18 protein-coding genes and 5 tRNA genes are annotated in these 23,183 nt (G+C 71.5%); 10 read left to right on the top strand and 13 right to left on the bottom strand.

Annotated features, from left to right (window positions below):
• Positions 1-18: 18 nt before the first annotated feature.
• From IE274_RS34315 to IE274_RS34290, 6 genes are all read right to left on the bottom strand, one after another.
• Positions 19-91 (bottom strand) — tRNA-Glu (locus IE274_RS34315).
• A 23-nt stretch (positions 92-114) separates the two neighbouring features.
• Positions 115-186 (bottom strand) — tRNA-Gln (locus IE274_RS34310).
• Positions 187-210: 24 nt separating this feature from the next.
• Positions 211-283 (bottom strand) — tRNA-Glu (locus IE274_RS34305).
• A gap of 62 nt (positions 284-345) precedes the next feature.
• Positions 346-418 (bottom strand) — tRNA-Glu (locus tag IE274_RS34300).
• A 40-nt stretch (positions 419-458) separates the two neighbouring features.
• A tRNA-Gln gene (locus IE274_RS34295) sits at positions 459-530 on the bottom strand.
• Positions 531-617: 87 nt separating this feature from the next.
• Positions 618-1,361: an HAD family hydrolase gene (locus IE274_RS34290; protein ID WP_190119851.1), complete on the bottom strand. Its 744-nt coding sequence runs from the start codon at positions 1,359-1,361 to the stop codon at positions 618-620.
• Positions 1,362-1,491: 130 nt separating this feature from the next.
• On the opposite strand from IE274_RS34290, the gene IE274_RS34285 reads away from it, so the two are divergent.
• Positions 1,492-1,767, top strand: a complete 276-nt coding sequence (locus tag IE274_RS34285) for a type II toxin-antitoxin system RelE family toxin (protein ID WP_190119850.1) — start codon at positions 1,492-1,494, stop codon at positions 1,765-1,767.
• Between the two features lie 85 nt (positions 1,768-1,852).
• On the opposite strand, the gene gltX is transcribed toward IE274_RS34285, so the two are convergent.
• The 3 genes from gltX to IE274_RS34270 all read right to left on the bottom strand — a co-directional run bounded on the left by gltX (position 1,853) and on the right by IE274_RS34270 (position 4,425).
• Positions 1,853-3,331, bottom strand: coding sequence for a glutamate--tRNA ligase (gene gltX, locus IE274_RS34280; protein WP_190119849.1), 1,479 nt, complete (start codon positions 3,329-3,331; stop codon positions 1,853-1,855).
• Positions 3,324-4,121: a fumarylacetoacetate hydrolase family protein gene (locus IE274_RS34275; protein WP_190119848.1), complete on the bottom strand. Its 798-nt coding sequence runs from the start codon at positions 4,119-4,121 to the stop codon at positions 3,324-3,326. Before IE274_RS34275 ends, gltX begins: the two co-directional genes overlap by 8 nt.
• A 124-nt stretch (positions 4,122-4,245) precedes the next feature.
• On the bottom strand, positions 4,246-4,425 hold the full coding sequence (locus IE274_RS34270; protein WP_190119847.1) for a hypothetical protein: 180 nt from the start codon (positions 4,423-4,425) through the stop codon (positions 4,246-4,248).
• A 572-nt stretch (positions 4,426-4,997) separates the two neighbouring features.
• Between IE274_RS34270 and IE274_RS34265 the strand changes: the two genes are divergently transcribed.
• From IE274_RS34265 to IE274_RS34225, 9 genes are all read left to right on the top strand, one after another.
• Positions 4,998-9,044: a sensor histidine kinase gene (locus IE274_RS34265; RefSeq protein WP_190119846.1), complete on the top strand. Its 4,047-nt coding sequence runs from the start codon at positions 4,998-5,000 to the stop codon at positions 9,042-9,044.
• A 9-nt stretch (positions 9,045-9,053) separates the two neighbouring features.
• The gene (locus IE274_RS34260) at positions 9,054-9,467 is read left to right on the top strand and encodes a roadblock/LC7 domain-containing protein (RefSeq protein ID WP_030361929.1); all 414 of its coding nucleotides are present in this window, start codon (positions 9,054-9,056) and stop codon (positions 9,465-9,467) included.
• 152 nt (positions 9,468-9,619) lie between these two features.
• Complete coding sequence (locus tag IE274_RS34255; protein ID WP_190119845.1) at positions 9,620-10,024, top strand: DUF742 domain-containing protein; 405 nt, start codon at positions 9,620-9,622, stop codon at positions 10,022-10,024.
• Positions 10,005-10,610, top strand: a complete 606-nt coding sequence (locus IE274_RS34250; RefSeq protein ID WP_190119844.1) for a GTP-binding protein — start codon at positions 10,005-10,007, stop codon at positions 10,608-10,610. Before IE274_RS34255 ends, IE274_RS34250 begins: the two co-directional genes overlap by 20 nt.
• Before the next feature lie 341 nt (positions 10,611-10,951).
• The gene (locus IE274_RS34245) at positions 10,952-14,290 is read left to right on the top strand and encodes a sensor histidine kinase (protein WP_190119843.1); all 3,339 of its coding nucleotides are present in this window, start codon (positions 10,952-10,954) and stop codon (positions 14,288-14,290) included.
• Between the two features lie 10 nt (positions 14,291-14,300).
• Complete coding sequence (locus IE274_RS34240; protein ID WP_030361925.1) at positions 14,301-14,714, top strand: roadblock/LC7 domain-containing protein; 414 nt, start codon at positions 14,301-14,303, stop codon at positions 14,712-14,714.
• Between the two features lie 62 nt (positions 14,715-14,776).
• Positions 14,777-15,400, top strand: a complete 624-nt coding sequence (locus IE274_RS34235) for a DUF742 domain-containing protein (protein WP_190119842.1) — start codon at positions 14,777-14,779, stop codon at positions 15,398-15,400.
• Positions 15,381-15,965, top strand: a complete 585-nt coding sequence (locus IE274_RS34230) for a GTP-binding protein (protein WP_030361923.1) — start codon at positions 15,381-15,383, stop codon at positions 15,963-15,965. The genes IE274_RS34235 and IE274_RS34230 overlap by 20 nt, the downstream gene beginning before the upstream one ends.
• A gap of 89 nt (positions 15,966-16,054) precedes the next feature.
• Positions 16,055-19,093, top strand: coding sequence for an NACHT domain-containing protein (locus IE274_RS34225; RefSeq protein ID WP_190119841.1), 3,039 nt, complete (start codon positions 16,055-16,057; stop codon positions 19,091-19,093).
• A gap of 156 nt (positions 19,094-19,249) precedes the next feature.
• Here IE274_RS34225 and IE274_RS34220 read toward each other — a convergent pair whose 3' ends face one another.
• The 4 genes from IE274_RS34220 to IE274_RS34205 all read right to left on the bottom strand — a co-directional run bounded on the left by IE274_RS34220 (position 19,250) and on the right by IE274_RS34205 (position 23,076).
• Positions 19,250-19,444 (bottom strand): acyl-CoA carboxylase subunit epsilon, encoded by a 195-nt coding sequence (locus IE274_RS34220; protein ID WP_190119840.1) that lies wholly within the window; start codon positions 19,442-19,444, stop codon positions 19,250-19,252.
• A gap of 60 nt (positions 19,445-19,504) precedes the next feature.
• On the bottom strand, positions 19,505-21,097 hold the full coding sequence (locus IE274_RS34215) for an acyl-CoA carboxylase subunit beta (protein WP_190119839.1): 1,593 nt from the start codon (positions 21,095-21,097) through the stop codon (positions 19,505-19,507).
• A 473-nt stretch (positions 21,098-21,570) separates the two neighbouring features.
• Positions 21,571-22,410, bottom strand: a complete 840-nt coding sequence (locus IE274_RS34210; RefSeq protein WP_190119838.1) for a DUF4097 family beta strand repeat-containing protein — start codon at positions 22,408-22,410, stop codon at positions 21,571-21,573.
• Between the two features lie 126 nt (positions 22,411-22,536).
• Positions 22,537-23,076, bottom strand: a complete 540-nt coding sequence (locus IE274_RS34205; RefSeq protein WP_190119837.1) for a toxin-antitoxin system HicB family antitoxin — start codon at positions 23,074-23,076, stop codon at positions 22,537-22,539.
• Positions 23,077-23,183 lie beyond the last annotated feature (107 nt).

The following is a 23,183-nucleotide window of genomic DNA, read 5'->3' as shown; positions in this document are numbered from 1 at the left end:
GAGGGCTTCCTGTTCGCGTACCCCCGACCGGATTCGAACCGGCGCTACCGCCTTGAGAGGGCGGCGTGCTAGGCCGCTACACAACGGGGGCTTGCTCGTACTGCTGTTACTGCGCTGGGCTACCAGGACTCGAACCTAGAACAAAGGAACCAGAAACCTTCGTGTTGCCAATTACACCATAGCCCACTGGTGGTCTAGACCAGACCACAGTACCCCCGACCGGATTCGAACCGGCGCTACCGCCTTGAGAGGGCGGCGTGCTAGGCCGCTACACAACGGGGGCCCTAGCGATCCTGCATTGAGGTCAGTGGGTGCGACCCGAACTGTCCTCACGGGAAGGATCTGTACCCCCGACCGGATTCGAACCGGCGCTACTGCCTTGAGAGGGCAGCGTGCTAGGCCGCTACACAACGGGGGCTTTGCGGATCTGGATCCGCGGTGCAGATGAGCTCTGCGAGCTGGCCTACCAGGACTCGAACCTAGACTAACGGAACCAGAAACCGTCGTGCTGCCAATTACACCATAGGCCATCAAAGCGCAACCCCCTGCGGGGGCTTTGTTTGACTTGCGCTTCCCGGCCGGACCTCTCGGCCCTCTCGGGCGGCGCAGGAAGAACATTACCCGAAGGTGGACGGCGCTCCAAAACGGGTATCGGCCAGCAACAGCGCGGGCAGCTCGGCCAGACCGCTGATGCGGTGGACGCCCGACGGGCCTTCCAGGGCCGAGTTGTTGCGGTCGAGCCAGATCCCGACCAGGCCCGCGTCCCGGGCGCCGCGCGCGTCGATCTCCGGCTGGTCGCCGACGTAGGCGATCTCCGCGGGCGCGAGGTCCAGCTCCGCACAGACGGCGTGGAACGCCTCGGCCTCGGGCTTGGCGACGCCGAGGTCGGCGGCGCACAGCAGGGCCTCGAAGCGGTCGCGGACGCCGAGGGTGCGGAGCTTGTGGTCCTGCACGGACAGGGCCGAGTTGGACAGGACCGCGTGCCGGTAGCGGTCGGCGAGGGCGTCCAGGGTCGGCAGGGTGTCCGGGAAGAGGGCCCAGGCGGCTTCGTAGTGGGCGCGGTAGCGGGCGAACCAGGTGTCGGCCTCGGTGTCGTCGAGGGCGGCGCCCAGGAAGTCGCGGACGCGGTCGCGGCGCTGACCCTCGAAGTCGACCTCACCGGAGCCGAAGCGGGCCCAGTGCCGGTCGGTGGTCTGCTTCCACAGCGCGAGCGCGTCCTCGGCGGTCCCGTACCGGGACAGGATGCCTTCGGCGACGAGGTGGGCGCGTATGCCCTCGGTGTCGGCGTGTGCGTAGTCGAAGATCGTGTCGTCGATGTCCCAGACGACGGCCTTGATGGTCGTGCCCCGCGTGATCGTCATGCTGTGAACCTACGGGAAGCGGTCGCGCACGCCAGGGGCCGGCGCCCTGGATGTTCCCGGAAGCCGGCGCCCGTACGGCGCCTGTGCCGTAGCGTGGGTGGACCGACGAGCGAGAGATCGAGCCCCACCCATGAGCGAGTACCGCGTCCAGTTCACCGTTGAGGCCCGCGCGGTGTACGACGGCCTGCCCGATGAGCGCCAGGCTCAGTTGGACAAGGCATTGCGCGTGCTGGCCCGTGACCCGTACCACAAGACGGCGACCGCCCAGCTCGGCCCTGACGAACACCTGCGCAAGGCATACGTGGCTCCCGGAGTCGTGCTGGAGTACATGGTGGCGGGCGCAATCATGGTGATCGTCGTCCTTGAGATCTTCGACGAGAGCCACTATCTCGTCGACGAGGCCTAGCAGTCGGAGTCGGCACAGCGACAACGCGAAGGGCCCGGAAGCCGTGACGGCTTCCGGGCCCTTCGTACGTGGCGTACCTGCGCGGTTACGCGGTGAGCTTCGCCAGGGCCGCGTCGACGCGGGCCAGCGCCGCGTCCTTGCCCAGGATCTCCAGGGACTCGAAGAGCGGCAGGCCGACCGTGCGGCCGGTGACGGCGACGCGGACCGGGGCCTGGGCCTTGCCGAGCTTCAGGCCGTGCGCCTCACCGGCGGCCAGGACGGCTTCCTTCAGGGACTCGGCGGAGGTCCAGTCGGCGGCCTCCAGCTGCTCGCGGGCCGTCCGGAGGAGGGCGTCGCTGCCCTCCTTCATCGCCTTCGTCCAGGACGCCTCGTCGAAGGCCGGCTCCGGCAGGAACAGGAAGTCGACGTTGTCCGTGATCTCGGAGAGGACCTTGATGCGGGTCTGGGCGTGCGGGGCGATCGCGTCCCACTTCTCCTGGTCGAAGGCGTCCGGCGCCCAGGGGGCGAAGGGGGCCTTGAGCCAGGGGGCGCAGGCCTCGGCGAACGCCTTCACGTCCAGCATGCGGATGTGGTCGGCGTTGATCGCCTCGGCCTTCTTCAGGTCGAAGCGGGCCGGGTTGGCGTTCACGTCCGCGAGGTCGAACTTGGCGACCATGTCGGGGATCGAGAAGACGTCCTGGTCGGCGGAGAACGACCAGCCCAGGAGGGACAGGTAGTTCAGCAGGCCCTCGGGCAGGAAGCCGCGCTCGCGGTACAGGTTCAGGGACGCCTGCGGGTCGCGCTTGGACAGCTTCTTGTTGCCCTCGCCCATGACGTACGGAAGGTGGCCGAACTCGGGGATCGCCTTCGCGATGCCGAGCTCGATCAGTGCCTTGTAGAGGGCGATCTGGCGGGGCGTGGAGGAGAGCAGGTCCTCGCCACGCAGCACGTGGGTGATCTCCATCAGGGCGTCGTCGACCGGGTTGACCAGCGTGTACAGCGGGGCGCCGTTGGCACGCACGATGCCGTAGTCGGTGACGTTCTCGGCCTGGACGGTGATCTCGCCGCGCACCAGGTCGGTGAAGGTGGTGGCCTCGCCGGGCATCCGGAAGCGCACGATGTGGCTGCGGCCCTCGGCCTCGTACGCCTGCTTCTGCTCGGCGGTGAGGTCGCGGCAGTGGCCGTCGTAACCGGACGGCTTGCCCGCGGCGCGGGCCGCCTCGCGGCGGGCGTCCAGCTCCTCGGTGGTGCAGTAGCAGGGGTAGGCGTGGCCCGCGGCGATGAGCTTCTCGGCGACGTCCTGGTAGATGTCCATGCGCTGCGACTGCCGGTACGGCGCGTGCGGGCCGCCGACCTCGGGGCCCTCGTCCCAGTCGAAGCCCAGCCAGCGCATCGAGTCGAGCAGCTGCTCGTAGGACTCCTCGGAGTCGCGAGCCGCGTCGGTGTCCTCGATGCGGAAGACCAGGGTGCCCTCGTTGTGCCGGGCGTAGGCCCAGTTGAAGAGGGCGGTGCGGACCAGGCCCACGTGGGGGTTGCCGGTCGGCGAGGGACAGAACCGTACGCGTACGGGGGTCGCGTTAGCCACGCTTGATCACCTTGTTGGTGAGAGTGCCGATGCCTTCGATGGTGACGGCGACCTCGTCGCCGACGTTGAGGGGGCTGACCCCTGCCGGGGTGCCCGTGAGGACCACGTCGCCGGGGAGCAGCGTCATGGCCTCGGTGATGTGGACGATGAGGTCCTCGATGGGACGGATCATGTCCGCGGTGCGACCGAGCTGGCGCTGCTCGCCGTTGACCGTGCACTGGACGGTCAGGTCGGCGGCGCGGGCCAGGTCGATGTCGGTCTCCACCCAGGGGCCGAGCGGGCACGAGGTGTCGAAGCCCTTGGCGCGCGCCCACTGGTTCTCGCGCTTCTGCACGTCCCGCGCGGTGACGTCGTTGGCGCAGGTGTAGCCGAGGATGACGTCGGCGACGCGCTCGCGCGGCACCTCGCGGCACATCCGGCCGATGACCACGGCCAGCTCGGCCTCGTGGTGCAGCTCCTGCGAGAACGAGGGGTACTCGATGGGGTCGCCGGGGCCGCACACGGAGGTGGACGGCTTGAAGAAGGCGACCGGCGCGTCGGGGACCTCGTTGCCGAGTTCACGGACGTGCTCCGCGTAGTTGCGGCCGATGGCCACGACCTTGTTCGGGAGTACCGGCGGGAGCAGGCGGACCTTGTTCAGCGGGACCTTCGTGCCGGAAAGCTCGAAGTCCGCGAACGGGATGCCCTTGATGATGTTGAGGACGAGCCCCTCGGTGGATCCGGGGGGAGCTTCGCCCTCGACCGCGCCGAAGGCGACATTGCCGTCGATGGAGAATCTGGCGATGCGCAACGGGGCCCCTTGCGTTTGGGTGGACTGTGACTCGTCGAGTCTATGGGGCGTTGCCCCTGTCCCCCTTTGTCACCGCTGCGCGGCTCGCCCTCCCGCGCCGGACGGGTTGTCCCGCCACGACGGGTCATCCCGCTACGGGGACGTCCATCAGGGTCGTGCGCTTGGGGTTGGCCGTCTGGGCCGGCAGTTGCGTGGTGTGTTCCGGGGTCTGCGTCGCGGGCTGGACCTCGTCGGCGTCCTTGAGGTGCGCGAGGGTGGTGCGGCGCGGGTTGGCTATGTTGCGGAACATCAACGTGGACTTCATCTGCCGTTTCGACCCTGTCGGTTGGGGCGTCGCGCGGTGGACGCCGGTTGTCGGTTTCGCCATCCCTGTAAAGCGTCAGGCTAAACATGCAATTCCCAACCAAAGTCCAGAAGAGGCCATGATCTTCATGTGAGTTTGCTCACTTAGGAGTGGGCAAAAGGGTCAATTCCGGCTGACGGTCCGACCATTGAAAACGGACATTGCCCGCCTGAAGCCCTCATTCCGCTCCTGATCATGAAGACTGGGACACCCCCCGCACCCGGCACTCTCGTACGGGAAAGTCCGTTATGGGCGACTTCACTTTCTACGTCTCGTAACGCGGCAATCACGTGGTGTCACGGAGTTCACGGCCTGACCCACGGGCCTTGTTGGAGATCCTGCACTGTGCTGGAATTCCCGGGACCGCCGCGGGATCGAACCGGCGCACAGGGGCGCAACGCAGCGCCGAGTGGCGGCGGGAAGGGGGAGCAGCGCCGGTCTCACGACCACCAAGGGGTGCCTCGCGCCCCGAGACGCCGACACCGTCCCGCCGTCCACGCGGCAGGACGCCTGGTCCAGAGGTTGCGACGCTAGTGCAGGGACGTTTCAAGAGGGATGGCAGCGCTGCGGCGGAGCCGGAGCGCGGCGGAAGTGACCGCGGCTCCTCGGCCCAGCACGCCCAGAACCCGGGACCGGTTCAGTCCGGTGACGGCGGCACGGGTGCCGGCCGCGCGGGCGCATCGGGCTCCGGCCCGGCCGCGGTCGGAGCACTGCCCAAGGGGTCCAAGACACCCCCGGGTCCCGGCCCGCGAATAGCCCTGCGCAACTGGCGCATCTCCACCCGTCTGGTCTCGCTCCTGGCGCTCCCCGTCATCGCCGCGACCTCCCTCGGCGCACTGCGCATCAACTCGTCCCTGGACGAGATCGAGCAGCTCGACAACATGAAGCTGCTCACCGACATGACCAAGCAGGCCACCGAGCTGGCCGCGGCGCTCCAGGAGGAGCGCGACCAGTCGGCGGGCCCCCTCGCGCACGGCGCGAAGGACTCGGACTTCGTCGTCAAGGGCTCGCGGGTCAAGACGGACCGCGCCTACCGCAACTTCCTGCGCGGCACCCAGCAGCTGGACGACAGCGACAACGACAAGGGTCTGCTCGGCGTCCGCCAGAGCACCATCCAGATCACCCAGCAGCTGCAGAAGATCAACGACGTGCGCCGCAACGCGTACGCCGACGAGAAGTCGGTCTCGCAGACGGTCGACGCCTACAGCCAGCTCATCGAGCAGCTCCTCGCGCTCTCCGAGGACATGGCGCAGGCGACCAGCAACCCGGACATGATCCAGCGCACCCGTGCGCTGTCCGCGTTCTCCTCCGCCAAGGAGTACGCGTCCGTGCAGCGGGCCGTCATCGCCGCCGCGCTGCCCGCGAACAACCGCGAGTTCGGCAAGCTCTCCGAGACCGACCGCCGCTACGCCTTCTCGGCCCTCGACAAGGAGGGCTCGGAGCTCCAGTCGTTCAACCGGATCTACTCCGGCGACTCCGAGAAGCTCCTGAAGCCCATCAGCGACGGCAACGCCGCGATCGAGGACGCCAACTCCTACGCCAAGCGCGTCCTCGAGCAGGAAGGCGGCATCAAGCTCCGCGGCAAGCGCTCCTACAAGGACTGGGTGGACTCCGACTCCACCAAGATCCAGGAGATGTCGAAGATCGAGCTGACGCTGCTCGACGAGATGGAGCAGAAGGCCCGTTCGCTGCGGAACGAGTCCGAGCAGCAGGCGATCCTCAACGGTGCGCTCATCCTGATCGTGCTCGGCGTGTCCCTCGTCGGCGCCTTCGTCGTGGCCCGGTCCATGATCCGCTCGCTGCGCCGGCTGCAGGACACCGCCACCAAGGTCGCCCAGGACCGCCTGCCCGAGCTGGTCAAGCAGCTCTCCGAGTCCGACCCGCAGGACGTCGACACGTCCGTGGAGTCGGTCGGTGTGCACTCCCGGGACGAGATCGGCCAGGTGGCCGCGGCCTTCGACGACGCGCACCGCGAGGCCGTCCGCCTCGCCGCCGAGCAGGCCCTCCTGCGGGGCAACGTCAACGCGATGTTCACCAACCTCTCGCGCCGCTCCCAGGGCCTCATCCAGCGCCAGCTCTCGCTCATCTCCGAGCTGGAGTCCCGCGAGGCCGACCCCGACCAGCTCTCCTCGCTGTTCAAGCTCGACCACCTCGCGACCCGCATGCGCCGTAACGGCGAGAACCTCCTCGTGCTCGCCGGTGAAGAGCCCGGCCGCCGCTGGACCCGCCCGGTCCCCCTCGTCGACGTGCTGCGCGCCGCCGCGTCCGAGGTGGAGCAGTACGAGCGCATCGAGCTGTCCGCCGTGCCCTCGACCGAGGTCGCCGGACGCGTCGTCAACGACCTCGTGCACCTGCTCGCCGAGCTGCTCGAGAACGCGACCTCGTTCTCCTCGCCGCAGACCAAGGTCAAGGTGACCGGTCACGCGCTGCCCGACGGCCGCGTGCTCATCGAGATCCACGACACCGGCATCGGCCTCTCCCCCGAGGACCTCGCCGCGATCAACGAGCGGCTCGCCTCGCCGCCCACCGTGGACGTCTCCGTCTCCCGCCGCATGGGCCTGTTCGTGGTCGGCCGCCTCTCGCAGCGCCACGGCATCCGCATCCAGCTCCGCCCGTCCGACTCCGGTGGTACGACCGCGCTGGTCATGCTGCCCGTCGACGTCGCCCAGGGCGGCAAGAAGGTCCCGAGCAAGGCGGGCGCGCCCGCCCCGACCGGCGGTCCGGCCGCGGCCCAGGCGGCCGCCGGTGCCGCGGCCGCCCGGCGTGGCGGTGGCGTGGCGGCCGGTCTCGGCGGCGCCGCCCGTGCCCGTGGCGGTCAGGTCGGCCCCGGTGCCAGCGCGCAGCGCGGCCAGGTGGCCTCCGGTCCCGGCCCGCGGGCGGCACTGCCCGCACGCGGCGGCAACCAGGGTCCGTCGGCCGGGTCCCCGGTGGCGCCGGGCGGTCTCGCGGGAGCCGGTGCGTCCGGGCCCGGTGGGGGCGCGGGCGCGGGTGGTCCCGCGGGGCTCTCCGGGCCCCCGGCACCGAACGGCCCCGGCCAGCGTCCGCAGGCGCCCCAGCTTCCGCAGAGCCCGGGGGGCCCGCAGGGCGGCCGTGACGGCTTCTCCCAGGGCGGCCGCCCCGGTGCCGGTATGGCACAGCCTCCGGTGCCCCAGCAGCGTACGAACGACGCGGGCCAGGGTGCCGGTGGCGAGCAGGGCCGCCGGCCGCAGCTGCCCCCGCGCCCGGGCACCGGTCAGCGCGGCAACGCCCCGCGCGCCGAGCTGCCGGGCGGCAACCCGCAGCCCCGTACGCCCAGTTGGAGCGACGAGAACGCGCATCCGCAGGTCTCCCGCGAGCCGTTCGACGCCCCCCGCGGTCACGAGGAGCCCGAGTCCACCGGCCAGTTCGCGGCCCCCGCCGGCCTCGACGACCGGCAGGGCCCCGGCTCCACCGCGCAGTTCGACCGCCCCGACTTCGACGGCCCGCCCCCGGGCTCGTCCGGCCAGAACGGCGCCACCCAGACCCCCGGCGGGTCGGGCACCGGCGAGTACATGCGCTCCGACGTCTTCGGCGGCCCCGCCCAGGGTGCCCCGCAGGGCGGCCAGGGCGGCCAGACCCCGCACGGCACCGGCGAGTTCTCCGTGCCGCGTCCGCCCGCGCCGCGCCGCGGCCAGGGCGAGGGCCAGCGCGGCGACCGCGGCCAGGGCGCCCCGCAGCAGCCCCAGGGCCAGCAGCCGCCCGCCCCGCAGCACCCGCAGGCCCAGTTGCCCGAAGCCCCGCAGCAGCCGTCCGAGCCCGAGGCCCTGCCGCCCGCGTCCGGTCCGCTGGACGGCCGTACGCCGCTGTACGACACGTTGGAGACCAACTGGTTCTCCCAGCAGGCGCAGCAGCAGGCCGAGCAGGAGCGGCAGGCGCAGGAGGAGCGGCAGGCACAGGCCCAGCAGGCGCAGGCGCAGCAGCAGGCCGAGCAGAGCCGCCAGGCCGAGCAGAACCGGAAGGCCGAGCAGCGCCACCCGGGGCTGCCGCAGCGCCCCCAGCCGCGCCGGTCCCAGCAGCCGCAGCAGCCCCAGGCCCCGCAGCGCGGCAACGGCTCCCCCGAGCCGGGCCGTCGTCCGGAGCCCGGCCGCCGTCCCGACACCGGGGCCCAGCAGCCGCTCCCGCAGCGCGACCAGCAGCAGCGCTCCGCCCCCGACCAGGGCCGCGCGGGCGGTCTCGGCACTCCCCCGCTGCCCCAGCGTCCGGGCGGCGCCCCGGCCGGGGCGCCGAGCGCGGGCAACGGCAACACGAGCAGCACCACCGGCAACACCAACAACAGCGCTTGGCGCACATCGCCGAACGACGAGCTGGGCCGCCAGGCCGAGCGCGTCCGGCAGCCGTCCGCGGGCGGCGTCACCACCTCCGGGCTGCCGCGCCGGGTGCCACGGGCGAACCTCGTGGCGGGCACCGCACAGCAGGCGCAGGAGGGCGCGGGCCCGCAGGTCTCCCGCGCGCCCGACGACGTGCGTGGCCGGCTGACCAATCTCCGTCGGGGCATCCAGCAGGGTCGCCAGGCCGGTACCGGCCAGACCGGCAGTTTCCCCACTCACCAGCAGGAGCGTTAGTTGAGTCCGATGAGCCAGGCGGCACAGAACCTGAACTGGTTGATCACCAACTTCGTGGACAACACCCCCGGGGTGTCCCACACGGTCGTGGTCTCCGCCGACGGCCTGCTTCTCGCGATGTCCGAGGGCTTTCCGCGCGACCGCGCCGACCAGCTCGCGGCCGTCGCCTCCGGCCTGACCTCCCTCACCGCCGGGGCCTCCCGGATCTTCGAGGGCGGCGCGGTCACCCAGACCGTGGTGGAGATGGAGCGTGGCTTCCTGTTCATCATGTCCGTCTCCGACGGCTCGTCGCTCGCCGTGCTCGCGCACCCCGAGTGCGACATCGGCCTCGTCGGCTACGAGATGGCCCTCCTCGTCGACCGTGCGGGCACCGTCCTCACCCCGGACCTGCGCGCCGAACTCCAGGGCAGCCTGCTCCACTAGGCCTCCCCCACGGCCCGCCCGCCCTCGCTCGGCCGCCCCACCGTCCGAGCGAGCCGACCGTACGTACCGACTCACCGTCCGGCCGCCAGTCATGCCCCCACCCGGCTCTGTCAGACGGAACGCAGACAACTGCTGTCCCGCCCGGAGGATCCATGAACCCGCCCACCGCCTCTCACGACCCGTACGGCGCAGCCCATGCCGGGTACGGCGAGGGCGACCAGCCGCTGGTGCGTCCGTACGCGATGACCGGCGGCCGGACCCGGCCCCGCTACCAGCTCGCGATAGAGGCGCTGGTCAGCACCACGGCCGACCCGGCCCAGCTGATGGGGCTGCTCCCGGAGCACCAGCGGATCTGCCACCTGTGCCGTGAGGTCAAGTCGGTGGCCGAGGTCTCCGCGCTGCTCTCGATGCCGCTCGGTGTGGCCCGCATCCTCGTCGCCGACCTGGCCGAGGCCGGGCTCGTCGCCATCCACCAGCCCGGCGGCGACGAGAACGCCGGCGGCCAGCCCGACGTGACACTGCTCGAAAGGGTGCTCAGTGGACTTCGCAAGCTCTAACGGGGGCGGCTTCGCGGGCTCCGACGCCGGTGCCGGCCGGTCCACCACGTCCGCCAAGATCGTGGTGGCGGGCGGCTTCGGCGTGGGCAAGACCACGTTCGTGGGCGCGGTCTCGGAGATCAACCCGCTGCGCACCGAGGCCGTGATGACGTCCGCGTCCGCGGGCATCGACGACCTCACGCACACCGGTGACAAGACCACCACGACGGTGGCGATGGATTTCGGCCGCATCACGCTCGACCAGGACCTGATCCTGTACCTGTTCGGCACGCCAGGACAGGACCGCTTCTGGTTCATGTGGGACGACCTGGTGCGGGGTGCGATCGGCGCCGTCGTCCTGGTCGACACCCGGCGCCTGGCGGACTGTTTCCCGGCGGTGGACTACTTCGAGAACTCGGGCCTGCCGTTCGTCATCGCCCTCAACGGCTTCGACGGCCACCAGCCGTACACCCCCGACGAGGTCCGCGAAGCGCTGCAGATCGGACCGGGCACGCCCATCATCACCACCGACGCCCGGCACCGTGCGGACGCAAAGAGTGGCCTGATCACACTGGTTGAGCACGCACTTATGGCACGTCTCAAGTAGGCGGGGCCATACGGAAGTTGCCGTAGAGCACACGGAACGATCTGTGTCCTTTGACACGGACGACTGCCGTGTTCATAACGTTTCGACAGAGAATTGCACCGACCCCGCCACACATCGCGGTCGGGTCGTCTCGCTGTGCTCACAAGAGCCCCGCCTTTTGGCGGGGCTCGCTCTTTATGACCGATTTATCTGAGGCTTACACCACTCGGAACTGTTCTTTCCTACTGTTTGGAAGAGCACTGCCTGACGTGCTGGAATGCGCTGAACTGCCCAGTAGCACGGGCCTTTGGAGACGACAGCGGCACCAGCGCGGGAGCCGCCGCCGAGAGGTTGTTGGTCGAGTGAGGCGAAGCAAGACGAGCCCCGCATCCCCGGACCGGGACACGCGGGGCAACTTCACCCCGCCGCCGCGCGCCGCGGCACCCGCCGCGGACGTGCCCGGCAGCGAGCCCCAGGCCGCCTCCGGCGGTCGGATGTCGCCCAGGAACTGGCGCGTGCCGACCCGTCTGAACGCGATCCTCCTCATACCCGTGCTCGTCGGCCTGGTCATGGGCGGCTTCCAGGTGAAGGGCGCCATCGACACCTGGGACGAGGCCCGCGACGCCGAGGCCACCGCCCGCCTGGTGCGCGCCTCCCTCGACTACGGCAACCGCCTCATCGACGAGCGCGACATCTCCGCCGCGCCGCTACTCAAGGGCAAGAAGGACGACCCGGCCGTCGTCAAGGCCCGCAAGGCCACCGACGCCGCCGCCGCCGCGTTCGACGACGCCGCCAAGGACATGCCGCAGAAGGAAGGCCTCAAGCGCCGCCTCGACGGCTTCCGCAAGGTCGAGCCCAAGCTGGCGGGTCTGCGCGAGGCCGCGTACACCAGCAAGCTTCCCGGCGTCCAGACCGAAGAGGCCTTCGTCGGCATCCAGCACCCGCTGATGGAGTTCGCCAACGAGCTCGGCCTCGGCACCGGAAACATCACCTCCTACGGCCGCACCGTCTACGCGGTGTCGCTCGCCAAGGCCGCGCTCTCGCTGCAGCGCTCCATCGGCACCCACCTCCTGACGAAGCCGGGTCCGACCCAGTCCGACCTGTCCAAGCAGCGCGTCGCCTTCTCCTCGTACGCGTACCTCGAAGGCATCGCCATCCAGGAGTACACGGGCGGCGGCACGCCTCAGGACGTCCGCAGGCTCGAGGACGCGCGGAAGAAGCTCACCGCCCAGGGCGAGAAGCGGGCCGCGGAGGCCGCGGCCGCCGCACGCGCCAAGGGCGAGAAGTACGTCCCGCTCCCCGGTGAGAAGGTCATCGCCCTCATCGCGAGCCTGCCCTCCACCCAGCCGAGCGCCCGCGTGGAGCTGGCGGGCAAGGGCATCACCGCCTCCGCCCTGTGGACCACCAACACCGCCAAGTTCGACGCGTACCGCACCATCGAGGCGGACCTCGCGGACAAGGCCGTGAGCGAGGCGTCCGACATCGCCGACAACGCCAAGACCGACGCCTTCATCACCGGCGCCGTCGTCGTGGTCGCGCTGCTCGCCGCCTTCATCCTGGCCGGTCTCATGGCCCGCCAGATGAGCCGCTCGATGCGCAGCCTGCGCACCGCCGCCTTCGGCATCGCCGAGCAGCGCCTGCCGATGCTCGTCGACCAGCTCTCGCGCACCGACCCGGGCCGCGTCGACACCCGCGTGCAGCCCATCCCGATCACGTCCACCGACGAGATCGGCGAGGTCGCCCGCGCCTTCGACCAGGTGCACCGCGAAGCCGTCCGGCTCGCCTCCGAGCAGGCCCTGCTGCGCGGCAACATCAACGCGATCTTCACCAACCTCTCGCGCCGCAACCAGTCGCTGATCGAGGGCCAGCTGACCCTCATCACCGACCTGGAGAACAATGAGGCCGACCCGGACCAGCTGGAGTCCCTCTTCCGCCTGGACCACCTCGCGACCCGCATGCGCCGCAACGGCGAGAACCTCCTGGTCCTCTCCGGCGAGGAGCCCGGCCGCCGCTGGGACCAGCCGGTGCCGCTCGTCGACGTGCTGCGCGCCGCCTCCTCCGAGGTGGAGCAGTACGAGCGCATCGAGCTGTCGGGCGTCCCGGAGGCCGAGATCCACGGCCTGGCCGTGACCGACCTCGTGCACCTGCTCGCCGAGCTCCTTGAGAACGCCACCGCGTTCTCCTCGCCGCAGACCAAGGTCAGGGTCACCGCGACCCGGCTCCCGGACGGCCGCGTGATGGTCGAGATCCACGACAAGGGCATCGGCCTGACCGCCGAGGACTTCGCGGACATCAACCACCGCCTCGCCAACCCGCCGACCGTGGACGCCGCGATCTCCCAGCGCATGGGCCTGTTCGTGGTCGGCCGCCTCTCCGACCGGCACGGCATCCGGGTCCAGCTGCGCCCCTCGGGCGAGCAGGCGGGCACCACCTCGCTGGTCATGCTCCCGGACAACATCACCCACGGTGGCGGTGGCGAACTGCAGGGGCCCGACTCCGAGTTCACCGTCTCCTCGATCATCCCCGAGCAGCAGCTCCCCGAGGTCGAACCGCTGCGCACGGCCGCCGAGCTGGGCTTCGACGACAGCCGCTACCCCGGCGACGGCGCCGACGCGGCCGGCGCGGGCGGTCAACTCGACCCCGTGGGCCGCTCGTTGATGCGCGAGGAGCGCCGCGCCGCGCTGGAGGCCCAGGCCTCCGGCCAGCCCGCCGCCGAGCGCCCGCTGTTCCGCGACGAGGTCCAGGGCGGCCAGGAGACGTACGAGCAGCCGTCCGGCTACGGCTACCCGGAGCAGCAGACCGGATACGAGGACGGGGCGGTCCAGCACCCGGCGTACGACGACCGGCACGCCGCGTACGACACCGCGCAAACCGGGTACGACGGACAGCAGACGCCCGGATACGACCAGGACCAGTCCGGCTACGACGCCCAGCAGAGCTACGACCAGGGCGCGCAGGCGTACGACGAGTCGTACTACACGACGCAGGACGGCTACCAGGACGCCCCCTATACGGAGTCCGGCCAGGACGGTCACGACGCTCGTACGGGCGGTGTCCAGGAGGCGTTCGCCACCTACCCGGAGCGGTCCCACCAGGACGACTGGCCCTTGCGGGACGGTTACCAGGACGGGTACCAGGACGAGTACGCTCCCGAAGCGGAACCCACGTCGGCGACTGACACGGGTGACGGGGAGCGCGTAGGCTTCGACCGTCCGGGACCTGCCGCGTCGGCGCCGCCGGCTCCGTCCGCCCCTCACCAGCTGACCGACGCGGGTCTTCCGCGCCGCGGCAGCACGGCGGCGAACGGCAACGGCACCTCCCCCGCCGCGCAGCGCCAGGAGAGCCAGACCGGCGAAAGCCACGACGGCGACCTGCGGGGCGACGCCCAGCAGGACGAGCAGCAGAGCTCCGGCTGGCGTTCGTCCAACGACGACCGCTGGCAGCGCGCCGAGCAGCTGCGGGAGCCCAAGGCGGGCGGGGTCACCTCGTCCGGTCTTCCGCGGCGGGTGCCCAAGGCCAACCTGGTCGAGGGCACCGCGGAGCAGACCCCGCAGGGCGGCCCCCAGGTCTCCCGCGACCCCGAGGAAGTACGGGGCAGGCTGAGCAACCTGCGCCGCGGCGTCCAGCGGGGCCGCAGCGCGGGCAGTGACACGAACGGCCAGGGCTTCAGCCCTGATAGCACCTACAACCAGGAGCGTTAGTGTGAGCCCGATGAGCCAGGCGGCGCAGAACCTGAACTGGTTGATCACCAACTTCGTGGACAACACCCCCGGGGTGTCCCACACCGTGGTGGTCTCCGCCGACGGACTCCTTCTGGCGATGTCCGAAGGTTTCCCGCGCGACCGAGCCGATCAGCTCGCGGCCGTCGCGTCGGGCCTGACCTCCCTCACGGCCGGGGCCTCCCGGATCTTCGAGGGCGGATCGGTGACCCAGACCGTTGTGGAGATGGAGCGAGGATTTCTCTTCATCATGTCCATCTCCGACGGATCGTCCCTGGCCGTACTCGCCCACCCAGAGGCGGACATCGGTCTCATTGGGTACGAGATGGCACTTCTCGTCGACCGTGCGGGCACCGTCCTCACTCCGGACCTGCGCGCGGAGCTTCAGGGGAGCCTGCTCAACTGACAGACAGACGGTGCGTATTCGCGTCCCGGGGTCGTAAGGTTTCGGGACGCGGCTCCACAGTGATGGTGCCGAGCACAGTTTCGGAGGAGGAGTACGTGGCTGCAACACCCCCAGACGGTTCGTCTTCGGCCAACTGGCCTTCCGGCCACGGCCAGGGCCAGGGTGACGGTTCGCAGAACCGGTACAACTTCCCCTCCGCGCCCAGCCACCGCAGGCAGCCGCAGTACCGGCAGCCGGGCCCCCAGGCGCCCGGTCCCAGCCCGTACGACCAGCCGTACGCACCCCGGATCCAGCCGGTGCAGCCGCAGCGCCGCTCCTCGGAGCCGACGCCCGCGCCGGCCGCGTCCAACCCGCTGGTGCGGCCGTACGCCATGACGGGCGGCCGCACCAGGCCCCGGTACCAGCTCGCCATCGAGGCACTGGTGCACACCACCGCACAACCGCATCAACTACAGGGCCAGTTGCCGGAACACCAGCGCATCTGCACCCTGTGCCGCGAGATCAAATCGGTGGCCGAGATCTCGGCCCTGCTCTCCATCCCCCTCGGCGTTGCCCGGATCCTCGTCGCCGACCTGGCGGAGGCCGGACTTGTCGCCATCCATCAGCCCGGCGGCGACGACACCGCCGGCGGCCAGCCAGACGTGACACTGCTCGAAAGGGTGCTCAGTGGACTTCGCAAGCTCTAGCGGCGGAGCAACAGCCCGCTCCACCACCAGCGCGAAAATCGTGGTGGCGGGCGGCTTCGGCGTGGGCAAGACCACGTTCGTCGGGGCGGTCTCTGAGATCAACCCGCTGCGCACCGAGGCCGTCATGACGTCCGCGTCCGCGGGCATCGACGACCTGACCCACACCGGGGACAAGACCACCACGACGGTGGCCATGGACTTCGGTCGCATCACCCTGGACCAGGACCTGATCCTGTACCTGTTCGGTACGCCCGGTCAGGACCGCTTCTGGTTCATGTGGGACGACTTGGTCCGTGGCGCCATCGGCGCGGTCGTCCTGGTCGACACGAGGCGGCTCGCCGACTGCTTCCCCGCCGTCGACTACTTCGAGAACTCCGGGCTGCCCTTCGTCATCGCCCTCAACGGCTTCGACGGCCACCAGCCGTACACCCCCGACGAGGTCCGCGAGGCCCTGCAGATCGGCCCGGACACTCCGATCATCACCACCGACGCCCGCCACCGCGCGGACGCGAAGAGCGCGCTGATCACGCTGGTCGAGCACGCGCTGATGGCCCGCCTGCGGTAGCACCGCACCCACGCTCGACGGGCGGGGCCTGATGCCGGATCTTGCCGGAACGGGCCCCGCCGACCTGTGTGTTCGCTCACAATCTGTGCATGAGCGCGGAGGCGGCAGCGGTACGACTGGGCGGCACGGTGGCGACGCGGGCGGTGCGATTATGGCTCGCCCCCAAGGAACGCGAGCAGCAGGCCCGCACCGCCATGAGCGAGCTGATCCGGGTCCGGGTGCCGGGCCTGCGGGCGCGGCGCGGTGTGGAGCGGCAGTTCGAGCAGATCGCGGACGCCGTCGCCGGGCGGGTGCAGCCCCTCTTGGAGCACGAGTTCCGCGGGCTGACGGACCACGGCCGCGATGCGGTGCTCGCGGCGGTCACCGACGCCTTCGTACGCGCTGACCTCTCCGACGAGGCCGTGCTCGGCTCGGACGCGGACCCGGCGGAACTGACCCGGCGGGTGCGCGCCCGCGTACCGGTGCCGGACGGCTTCTCCGAGGTGGAGACCCGCTTCCACGAGATCGTGCTCGCCGAGGCTTGCGACTGCTACGTCCGGGTGCTGCGCAGGCTGCCGGTGTTCACCGAGCGCGCCGTGACCGAGCTCCTCGCCAGGTCGACGTCCCTCGCCGACGAGCTGCAGAAGGTCCTTGAGCGCCTGCCCGCCCGTTCGCTGTACGCGCCGCAGGGCACCGGCGAGGACGACGCGTTCCGCAACCAGTACCTGAGTCTGGTGAGCAAGTCCCTGGACGAGATCGAGCTGTTCGGCCTCGGCCCGTCCGACCGCGCGCCCCGCACCAAGCTGTCCGTGGCGTACGTCAGCCTGCGCACCTCGGAGGACGGCGGGTCCCGGCGCCGGGACCGGCCGCGCCCGGCGCTGCGGTCCGGCGCCCAGGACTGGGAGCCGCGCGAGGCCGAGCGGTCGTCCAGCATGCGGGTGGAGGCGGCGCTCCGGGACTCGCCCCGGGTGCTGCTGCGCGGCGAGGCCGGGTCCGGCAAGACGACGCTCCTGCAGTGGCTCGCGGTGACGGCGGCGCGCGGTGCCTTCACCGGGGACCTCGCCGAGTGGAACGGCCTGATCCCGGTCCTGGTCAAGCTGCGGCAGTACGCGGGGAGTCCGCCGCCCGCGCCGGAGGCGATGCTGGACCGGGTGGCCGGGCCGCTGACGGGGCTCATGCCCGCCGGGTGGATGCACCGGGCGTTCGCGGACGGGCGGGTGCTGCTCCTGGTGGACGGGGTCGACGAGCTGCTCGCCGGGGAACGGCGGGGGGTGCGGGACTGGCTGCGCGGGCTGCTGCACCAGTATCCGGACTCCCGCGTGGTCGTGACGTCCCGGCCCGCCGCGGCGCGCGGCGACTGGCTGCGCGCCGAGGAGTTCGCCGCGCTGCACCTCGCCCGGATGACTCCGGCGGACCTGGCCTCCTTCATCCGCCAGTGGCACCAGGCGGTGCGGGACGGCTCCGACGCGAGCTGCGCGGAGGAGGACCTGCCACGCTACGAACGCTCCCTGGTGACCAACCTCCAGGACCGCCCCCACCTGCAGTCCCTGGCGACGAACCCGCTGCTCGCGGCGCTCCTGTGCGCGCTGCACCTGGCCCGCCGGGGACAACTCCCCCGCAACCGCATGGAGCTGTACCGCATGACCCTCGAAGTCCTGGTGCAGCAGCGGGACAACGACCGGGGCGTGCGCAGCGAGCTGCCGGTGCCCCTGACGCTGACCGACAAGCTGTGCCTGCTGCGCGATCTGGCCTGGCGCCTGTCCGACAACAGCCGCACCGAGATCACCGCGGAGCGGGCCGCCGCGCACGTCACCGCGAAGCTCGCCGCGATGCGGCACCTGGACGGCCTCGACGGACCGGCCGTCCTGGACCATCTGCTGCACCGCTCGGGGGTCCTGCGCTCCCCCGCCGAGGGCCGTCTCGACTTCGTGCACCGGACGTTCCAGGAGTATCTGGCGGCGTACGAGGCGGCCGTGGAGGACCGGATCGGGAATCTGGTGGGGCGGGCGCACCTGGATCTGTGGCGGGAGACGGTGGTGATGGCGGCGGGCCACGCCAACCGCACGCAGCAGGAGGAGCTGCTCGGCGGCGTCCTGGAGCGGGCCGGGCGCGAGCCCCGGCACACCAGGGCGCTGCGGCTGGTCGCGGCGTCCTGCCAGGAGACGATGGCGTCGGTGCCGGACGCCCTGGCGGCGCGCCTGGACGAGGCGGTGGCGCGCCTGGTGCCGCCGCGGCGGCAGTCGGAGGTGGCGTCCCTGGCGGCGGTGGGGCCGCCGCTGCTGCGGCTCCTTCCCGAGACGCTGGCGGGGCTGAGCGACACGACCGCGGTGGCGACCGTCGCGACGGTGGCGCAGATCGGCGGGGACGGGGCGCTGGCGCGACTGGAGCGGTACGCGGCGACCGACAGGGCCGTCGTGGGGCAGCACCTCCTGGACTCCTGGGAGTACTTCGACACCGCCGCCTACGCGCACGCGGTGCTGCCGCGGCTGCCCCTGGGCGAGCTGATCATGCACCTGAGCCATCCCGGCCAGTGGGCGTGCGCGACCCGGCTCGACCAGGTCCGCTGGGTGGCCGTGGAGTACCCGATCCCGGACCTGGCCCGGATCGCCGAACTCCCCCCGCTGCGCGCCCTCTGGCTGGCCAACGTGCACGGCGAGGCCGATCTGTCCCTGCTGGGCGGGCGCCCCGACCTGGCCATCCTGTCCCTGGCCGGACGGGGGCGCCCGCACCGCCTCGACGTCCTGCGGGAGTTCACCCGGCTCAGCATCCTGACGCTGCGCTTCAAGGACCTGCCCCCGCTCGCCACCGTGCCCCTGCCCGCGACCCTCCGCCATCTGCGCCTGGGTGAACTCCCCGCCGACTACGACGTGGGCCCCCTCACCGGATACGACCGGCTGCGGCGGCTCACCCTGGCGGGCCGGGGCCGCCCGTGCGGCCTGGACGATCCCGACCTCCTCGCACGGTTGCGGGAGCTGGAGCTGACCGGCTACGACCTGAGCGACTGGGCGCCCCTGCGGGCGGGCTCCCCGCACCCGGCCCTGACCGTCGTGGAGTGCGTGCTGCCGTCGGACCTGGAGCCCCTCGCGGGCGGGGGCGTCTGGCGGTGCCTGACCCCGGACGGCCACCCGCACCCCCTGAACGAGGCCTGACGAGGCCTGACGAGGCCTGACGAGGCCTGACGAGGCCTGACGAGGCCTGACGAGGCCCAGGGTCCCGGACACGCGACGGGCCCCGGCCTCCCCGCAGCGAACTGCTGCGGGAGGACGGGGCCCGTCGGTGTTGCGTCGGTGTGGCGCCGGTGCCGCTCAGCCCTGCCAGCTGTGCGGGGCGCGGAAGCCCGGGGTGCGCTCGAGGCGGCGCCAGCCGGCCTTGTCGCGGCCGCGGTGGGAGGGGGCGTCGGTGGGCTGCGCGGCGGCGCGGGCGAGCAGGATCGCGGTGAGGGCCGCGACCTCCTCGGGCTCGGCGTGGCCCTTCTCGACGCGGATGTCGGGAGTGCTCATTGCAGTGTGCTCCTTGTGGGAACTGCGAGGCGGACGAGGGAGGTCTGGGGTGCGCCGCTGCTACTGCGGCGGGTTGCCGTGCTTGCGCGAGGGCAGGTCGGCGTGCTTGTTGCGGAGCATCGCGAGCGAGTTGATCAGCACGGCGCGGGTCTCGGCCGGGTCGATCACGTCGTCGACGAGTCCGCGCTCGGCGGCGTAGTACGGGTGCATCAGCTCGGCCTTGTACTCCTTGACCATGCGGGCGCGCATGGCCTCGGGGTCCTCGGCGGCGGCGATCTGACGACGGAAGATGACGTTGGCCGCGCCCTCGGCGCCCATGACGGCGATCTCGTTGGTGGGCCAGGCGTAGGTCAGGTCGGCGCCGATGGACTGGCTGTCCATGACGATGTACGCGCCGCCGTAGGCCTTGCGCAGGATCAGGGAGATGCGGGGCACGGTCGCGTTGCAGTACGCGTAAAGCAGCTTGGCGCCGTGGCGGATGATGCCGCCGTGCTCCTGGTCGACGCCGGGCAGGAAGCCGGGGACGTCGAGGAGCGTGACGATCGGGATGTTGAAGGCGTCGCACATCTGGACGAAGCGGGCCGCCTTCTCGGAGGCCTCGATGTCCAGGACGCCCGCGAGCGACTGCGGCTGGTTGGCGACGATGCCGACGACCTGGCCGTCCAGGCGGGCCAGGGCGCAGATGATGTTGCGCGCCCAGCGCTCGTGGACCTCCAAGTAGTCGCCGTCGTCGACGAGTTCCTCGATGACCTTCGTCATGTCGTACGGCCGGTTGCCGTCGGCGGGGACCAGGTCGAGGAGGACGTCGCTGCGGCGCTCGACGGGGTCGTCGGAGGGCGCCACCGGCGGGTTCTCGCGGTTGTTCTGCGGGAGCATCGCGATCAGGTAGCGGACCTCGGCGAGGCAGGTCTCCTCGTCGTCGTACGCGAAGTGGCAGACGCCCGAGGTCTCGGCGTGCACGTCCGCGCCGCCCAGGCCGTTCTGGGAGATCTCCTCGCCGGTCACCGCGCGGACCACGTCGGGTCCGGTGATGAACATCTGCGAGGTGTCGCGCACCATGAACACGAAGTCGGTCAGGGCGGGGCTGTAGGCCGCGCCGCCCGCGCACGGGCCGAGCATCACCGAGATCTGCGGGATGACACCCGAGGCCTTGGTGTTGCGCTGGAAGATGCCGCCGTACCCGGCGAGGGCGGAGACGCCCTCCTGGATGCGGGCGCCCGCGCCGTCGTTCAGGGAGACCAGCGGCGCACCGGCCGCGATGGCCATGTCCATGATCTTGTGGATCTTGGTGGCGTGCGCCTCGCCGAGGGCACCGCCGAAGATCCGGAAGTCGTGGGCGTACACGAAGACCGTGCGGCCCTCGACCGTGCCCCAGCCGGTGATGACGCCGTCGGTGTACGGCTTCTTCGCCTCCAGGCCGAAGCCCTGGGCCCGGTGCCGCCGCAGCTGCTCGACCTCCTGGAACGACCCCTCGTCGAGGAGGAGCGCGATCCGCTCCCGCGCCGTCAGCTTGCCCTTGGCGTGCTGCGCCTCGGTCGCCTTCTCACTGGGTCCCGCCAGCGCCTGCGCGCGGATCTCGGCCAATTCGGCCACTCGGCCCCGCGCGTCGGTGGGCTCCCCCGCGGAAGATCCAGCTTCGTCCAAAACGGTCATGCTCTCGACCTTACGAAGGACACGAGGGAAAACGGACCGTCGACTCTGCACAGTCTCCGGACCGTTTTCCTGGCACCCCCGAACAGAACCGTCCCGAGGCGCAGCCGAAGTGACTGCTCAGAGGCCCTTTCGGCTGTAGGGATTCCACAACCGGTGCCGGTGAGACTCAGGTCACACCCGATAGCGGAGCGACCCATTCCGGGCACGCTGCGCAGTCGTGGCTCACAGGACGTGACGGTCACCGCAGGACGCCGACCGGAAGGCCCGCGCGGGCGCGGGGCGCCGGTGCGCTCGGCGGCGGACAGCGGCCGGGGCCGGCGGGTCGCCGAATTGGCGGGGCCCGACAACCGGTGGGGCGGCGGCGCGGGGTCCGGGGGCGGCTCGCGCGGCGGCCCGGCGGGGCCCCCTCGCGGGGGTTCCGGAGGGCCGCCGGTTCCGGCCAGGAAGGCGGGGGCACCCTTGCGGCACCCCGCTCACGCCCGGTGGATCACGATGTCCCCGGCCCCCGTGCGCCCCCGCACCTGGACCGTCTCGCCGGAGTCGCCGGGACCCTCGGACGAGCCGAGGGCCTGGCGCACGGTCCCGACCTTGGTGCGCACGTCGAGCCAGGCCGCGGTGCCCTCGCGGACGCCGATGTCGATGCGGCCCATGCCGGTCTCCAGTACGACGCTGCCGCGCACGACCTCGCCGACCTGGATGGCGCCGTTGGCCGTCCTGACGCTGACGTCGGAGAGCGCGCGGCCGACGGTGACGGTGCCGTTGGCCGCCTTCACGCGCAGGTCACCGGCGGCCTCGCCGACCTCCGTGGGCCCGTTGGAGTTCTTGACGACGGCGACGCCGCCGATCTCGCCGAGCCGGACCCCGCCGGACGCGGTGGTGACGTCGACGGGACCCTCCGTGCGGTCGACCACGACCTCGCCGAACCCGGTGAGCAGCCGCGCCGATCCCGCCCGGTCGACCCGGATGTCCCCGGCCGAGGTCTTCACCTCGCACTCGCCAAGGCGTCCTGCCGTGCTGAAGTCGGCCATGGACGTGGTGACTTCGAGGTGGGAGCCCTCCGGGAGCGCGATCTCCACGTCGACGGAGGAGCCCCGGCCGAACAGCGAGCGCTCCTTGGGTCCCCTCACCACGAGCCGCCCGTTCGCGTACTCGACCTTCGTGCGCTCGGCGGCGCGCACGTCGGCCGGGCGCGACGCGGTGCTGGGGCGCACGTCCACGACGGTGTCGGCGCGGTCCGACGCGGTGATCCGCACCGTCCCGACCTCCAGGATCACCGAGGCGTAGACGGGCTTGGCGGTGTCGAAGGTTGGCATGGGGCTGTCCTCATCCTGATCCTGATGGGTTGTCCGGATCGGCGTCCGGATCGGTGTCCTGGCCGGCGCCCCGACGCTTGGCCGGGGCCGGACCCGACGGCTGGTGCGGGCCGGGGCCGGGGGCCGCTAGCGCGCCCACCCCGTGAAGCTGTTCCCCGCGCCCCGGTGGCCGCGGGGCGCGGGCTGCTGGGCCGGATCGCCCTGCTTGAGCGCTTCGGCGACGGTGCGCACCAGCCAGGCGTTGACCGACAGGCTCTCGGCGGCGGCGGCCTCCTCGGCCTGGGCCTTGAGGTGCATCGGCAGCCGCAGGTTGATGCGGGCCGTGCCGCCCTCCTCGGGCTCGGGCCCGGACGCGGGCGCCGGGGCGACGACGGGCCGGGGCGCGCGCAGGTCCATGGGCGCCGCGTCGAAGCCCTCGCCCGCCGGGGCGGGCGTGACCACGAAGTCCGGATCGCCCCCACGCAGACGCACGTCGACCGAGCCCGGCGCCAGGTCTCGGGTAATCTCGTCCATGGCCGCGGACAGCACATTCAGCATGGTGAGTCGGGTGGCCGACTCCAGCGGCGCGATCAGACGCTCGGCGATCGCCCGGGCGTCCTCACCACCGGCCTCGGCGGCGACCGCGAGCTCCTGCCGGAGCTGATCGACATACGGCGTGAGATTCATGGCGTCATTCTGGCACCACGATGGCGCCATGACAAGTTCTTAACGGCTCAAAACCGCCACCCTCCCGGCCAGAACTCCGCCATCCAGCCCCACTTCTTCACACTCGA

The organism is Streptomyces flavofungini (genome assembly GCF_014650815.1).
Classification (GTDB): Bacteria; Actinomycetota; Actinomycetes; order Streptomycetales; family Streptomycetaceae; genus Streptomyces; species Streptomyces flavofungini.
The sequence above is the reverse complement of the archived record's forward strand: the minus strand, read 5'-3'. Positions and strand labels throughout refer to the sequence as shown.

Coding starts and splice junctions, on each gene's coding strand:
- IE274_RS34255 (WP_190119845.1), top strand. CDS start 9,620: ATGAACCCGCCCACCGCCTCTCACGACCCGTACGGCGCAGCCCATGCC.
- IE274_RS34210 (WP_190119838.1), bottom strand. CDS start 22,410: ATGCCAACCTTCGACACCGCCAAGCCCGTCTACGCCTCGGTGATCCTG.
- IE274_RS34235 (WP_190119842.1), top strand. CDS start 14,777: ATGGTGCCGAGCACAGTTTCGGAGGAGGAGTACGTGGCTGCAACACCC.
- IE274_RS34285 (WP_190119850.1), top strand. CDS start 1,492: ATGAGCGAGTACCGCGTCCAGTTCACCGTTGAGGCCCGCGCGGTGTAC.
- IE274_RS34240 (WP_030361925.1), top strand. CDS start 14,301: ATGAGCCAGGCGGCGCAGAACCTGAACTGGTTGATCACCAACTTCGTG.
- IE274_RS34270 (WP_190119847.1), bottom strand. CDS start 4,425: ATGAAGTCCACGTTGATGTTCCGCAACATAGCCAACCCGCGCCGCACC.
- IE274_RS34225 (WP_190119841.1), top strand. CDS start 16,055: ATGAGCGCGGAGGCGGCAGCGGTACGACTGGGCGGCACGGTGGCGACG.
- IE274_RS34220 (WP_190119840.1), bottom strand. CDS start 19,444: ATGAGCACTCCCGACATCCGCGTCGAGAAGGGCCACGCCGAGCCCGAG.
- IE274_RS34215 (WP_190119839.1), bottom strand. CDS start 21,097: ATGACCGTTTTGGACGAAGCTGGATCTTCCGCGGGGGAGCCCACCGAC.
- IE274_RS34290 (WP_190119851.1), bottom strand. CDS start 1,361: ATGACGATCACGCGGGGCACGACCATCAAGGCCGTCGTCTGGGACATC.
- IE274_RS34260 (WP_030361929.1), top strand. CDS start 9,054: ATGAGCCAGGCGGCACAGAACCTGAACTGGTTGATCACCAACTTCGTG.
- IE274_RS34205 (WP_190119837.1), bottom strand. CDS start 23,076: ATGAATCTCACGCCGTATGTCGATCAGCTCCGGCAGGAGCTCGCGGTC.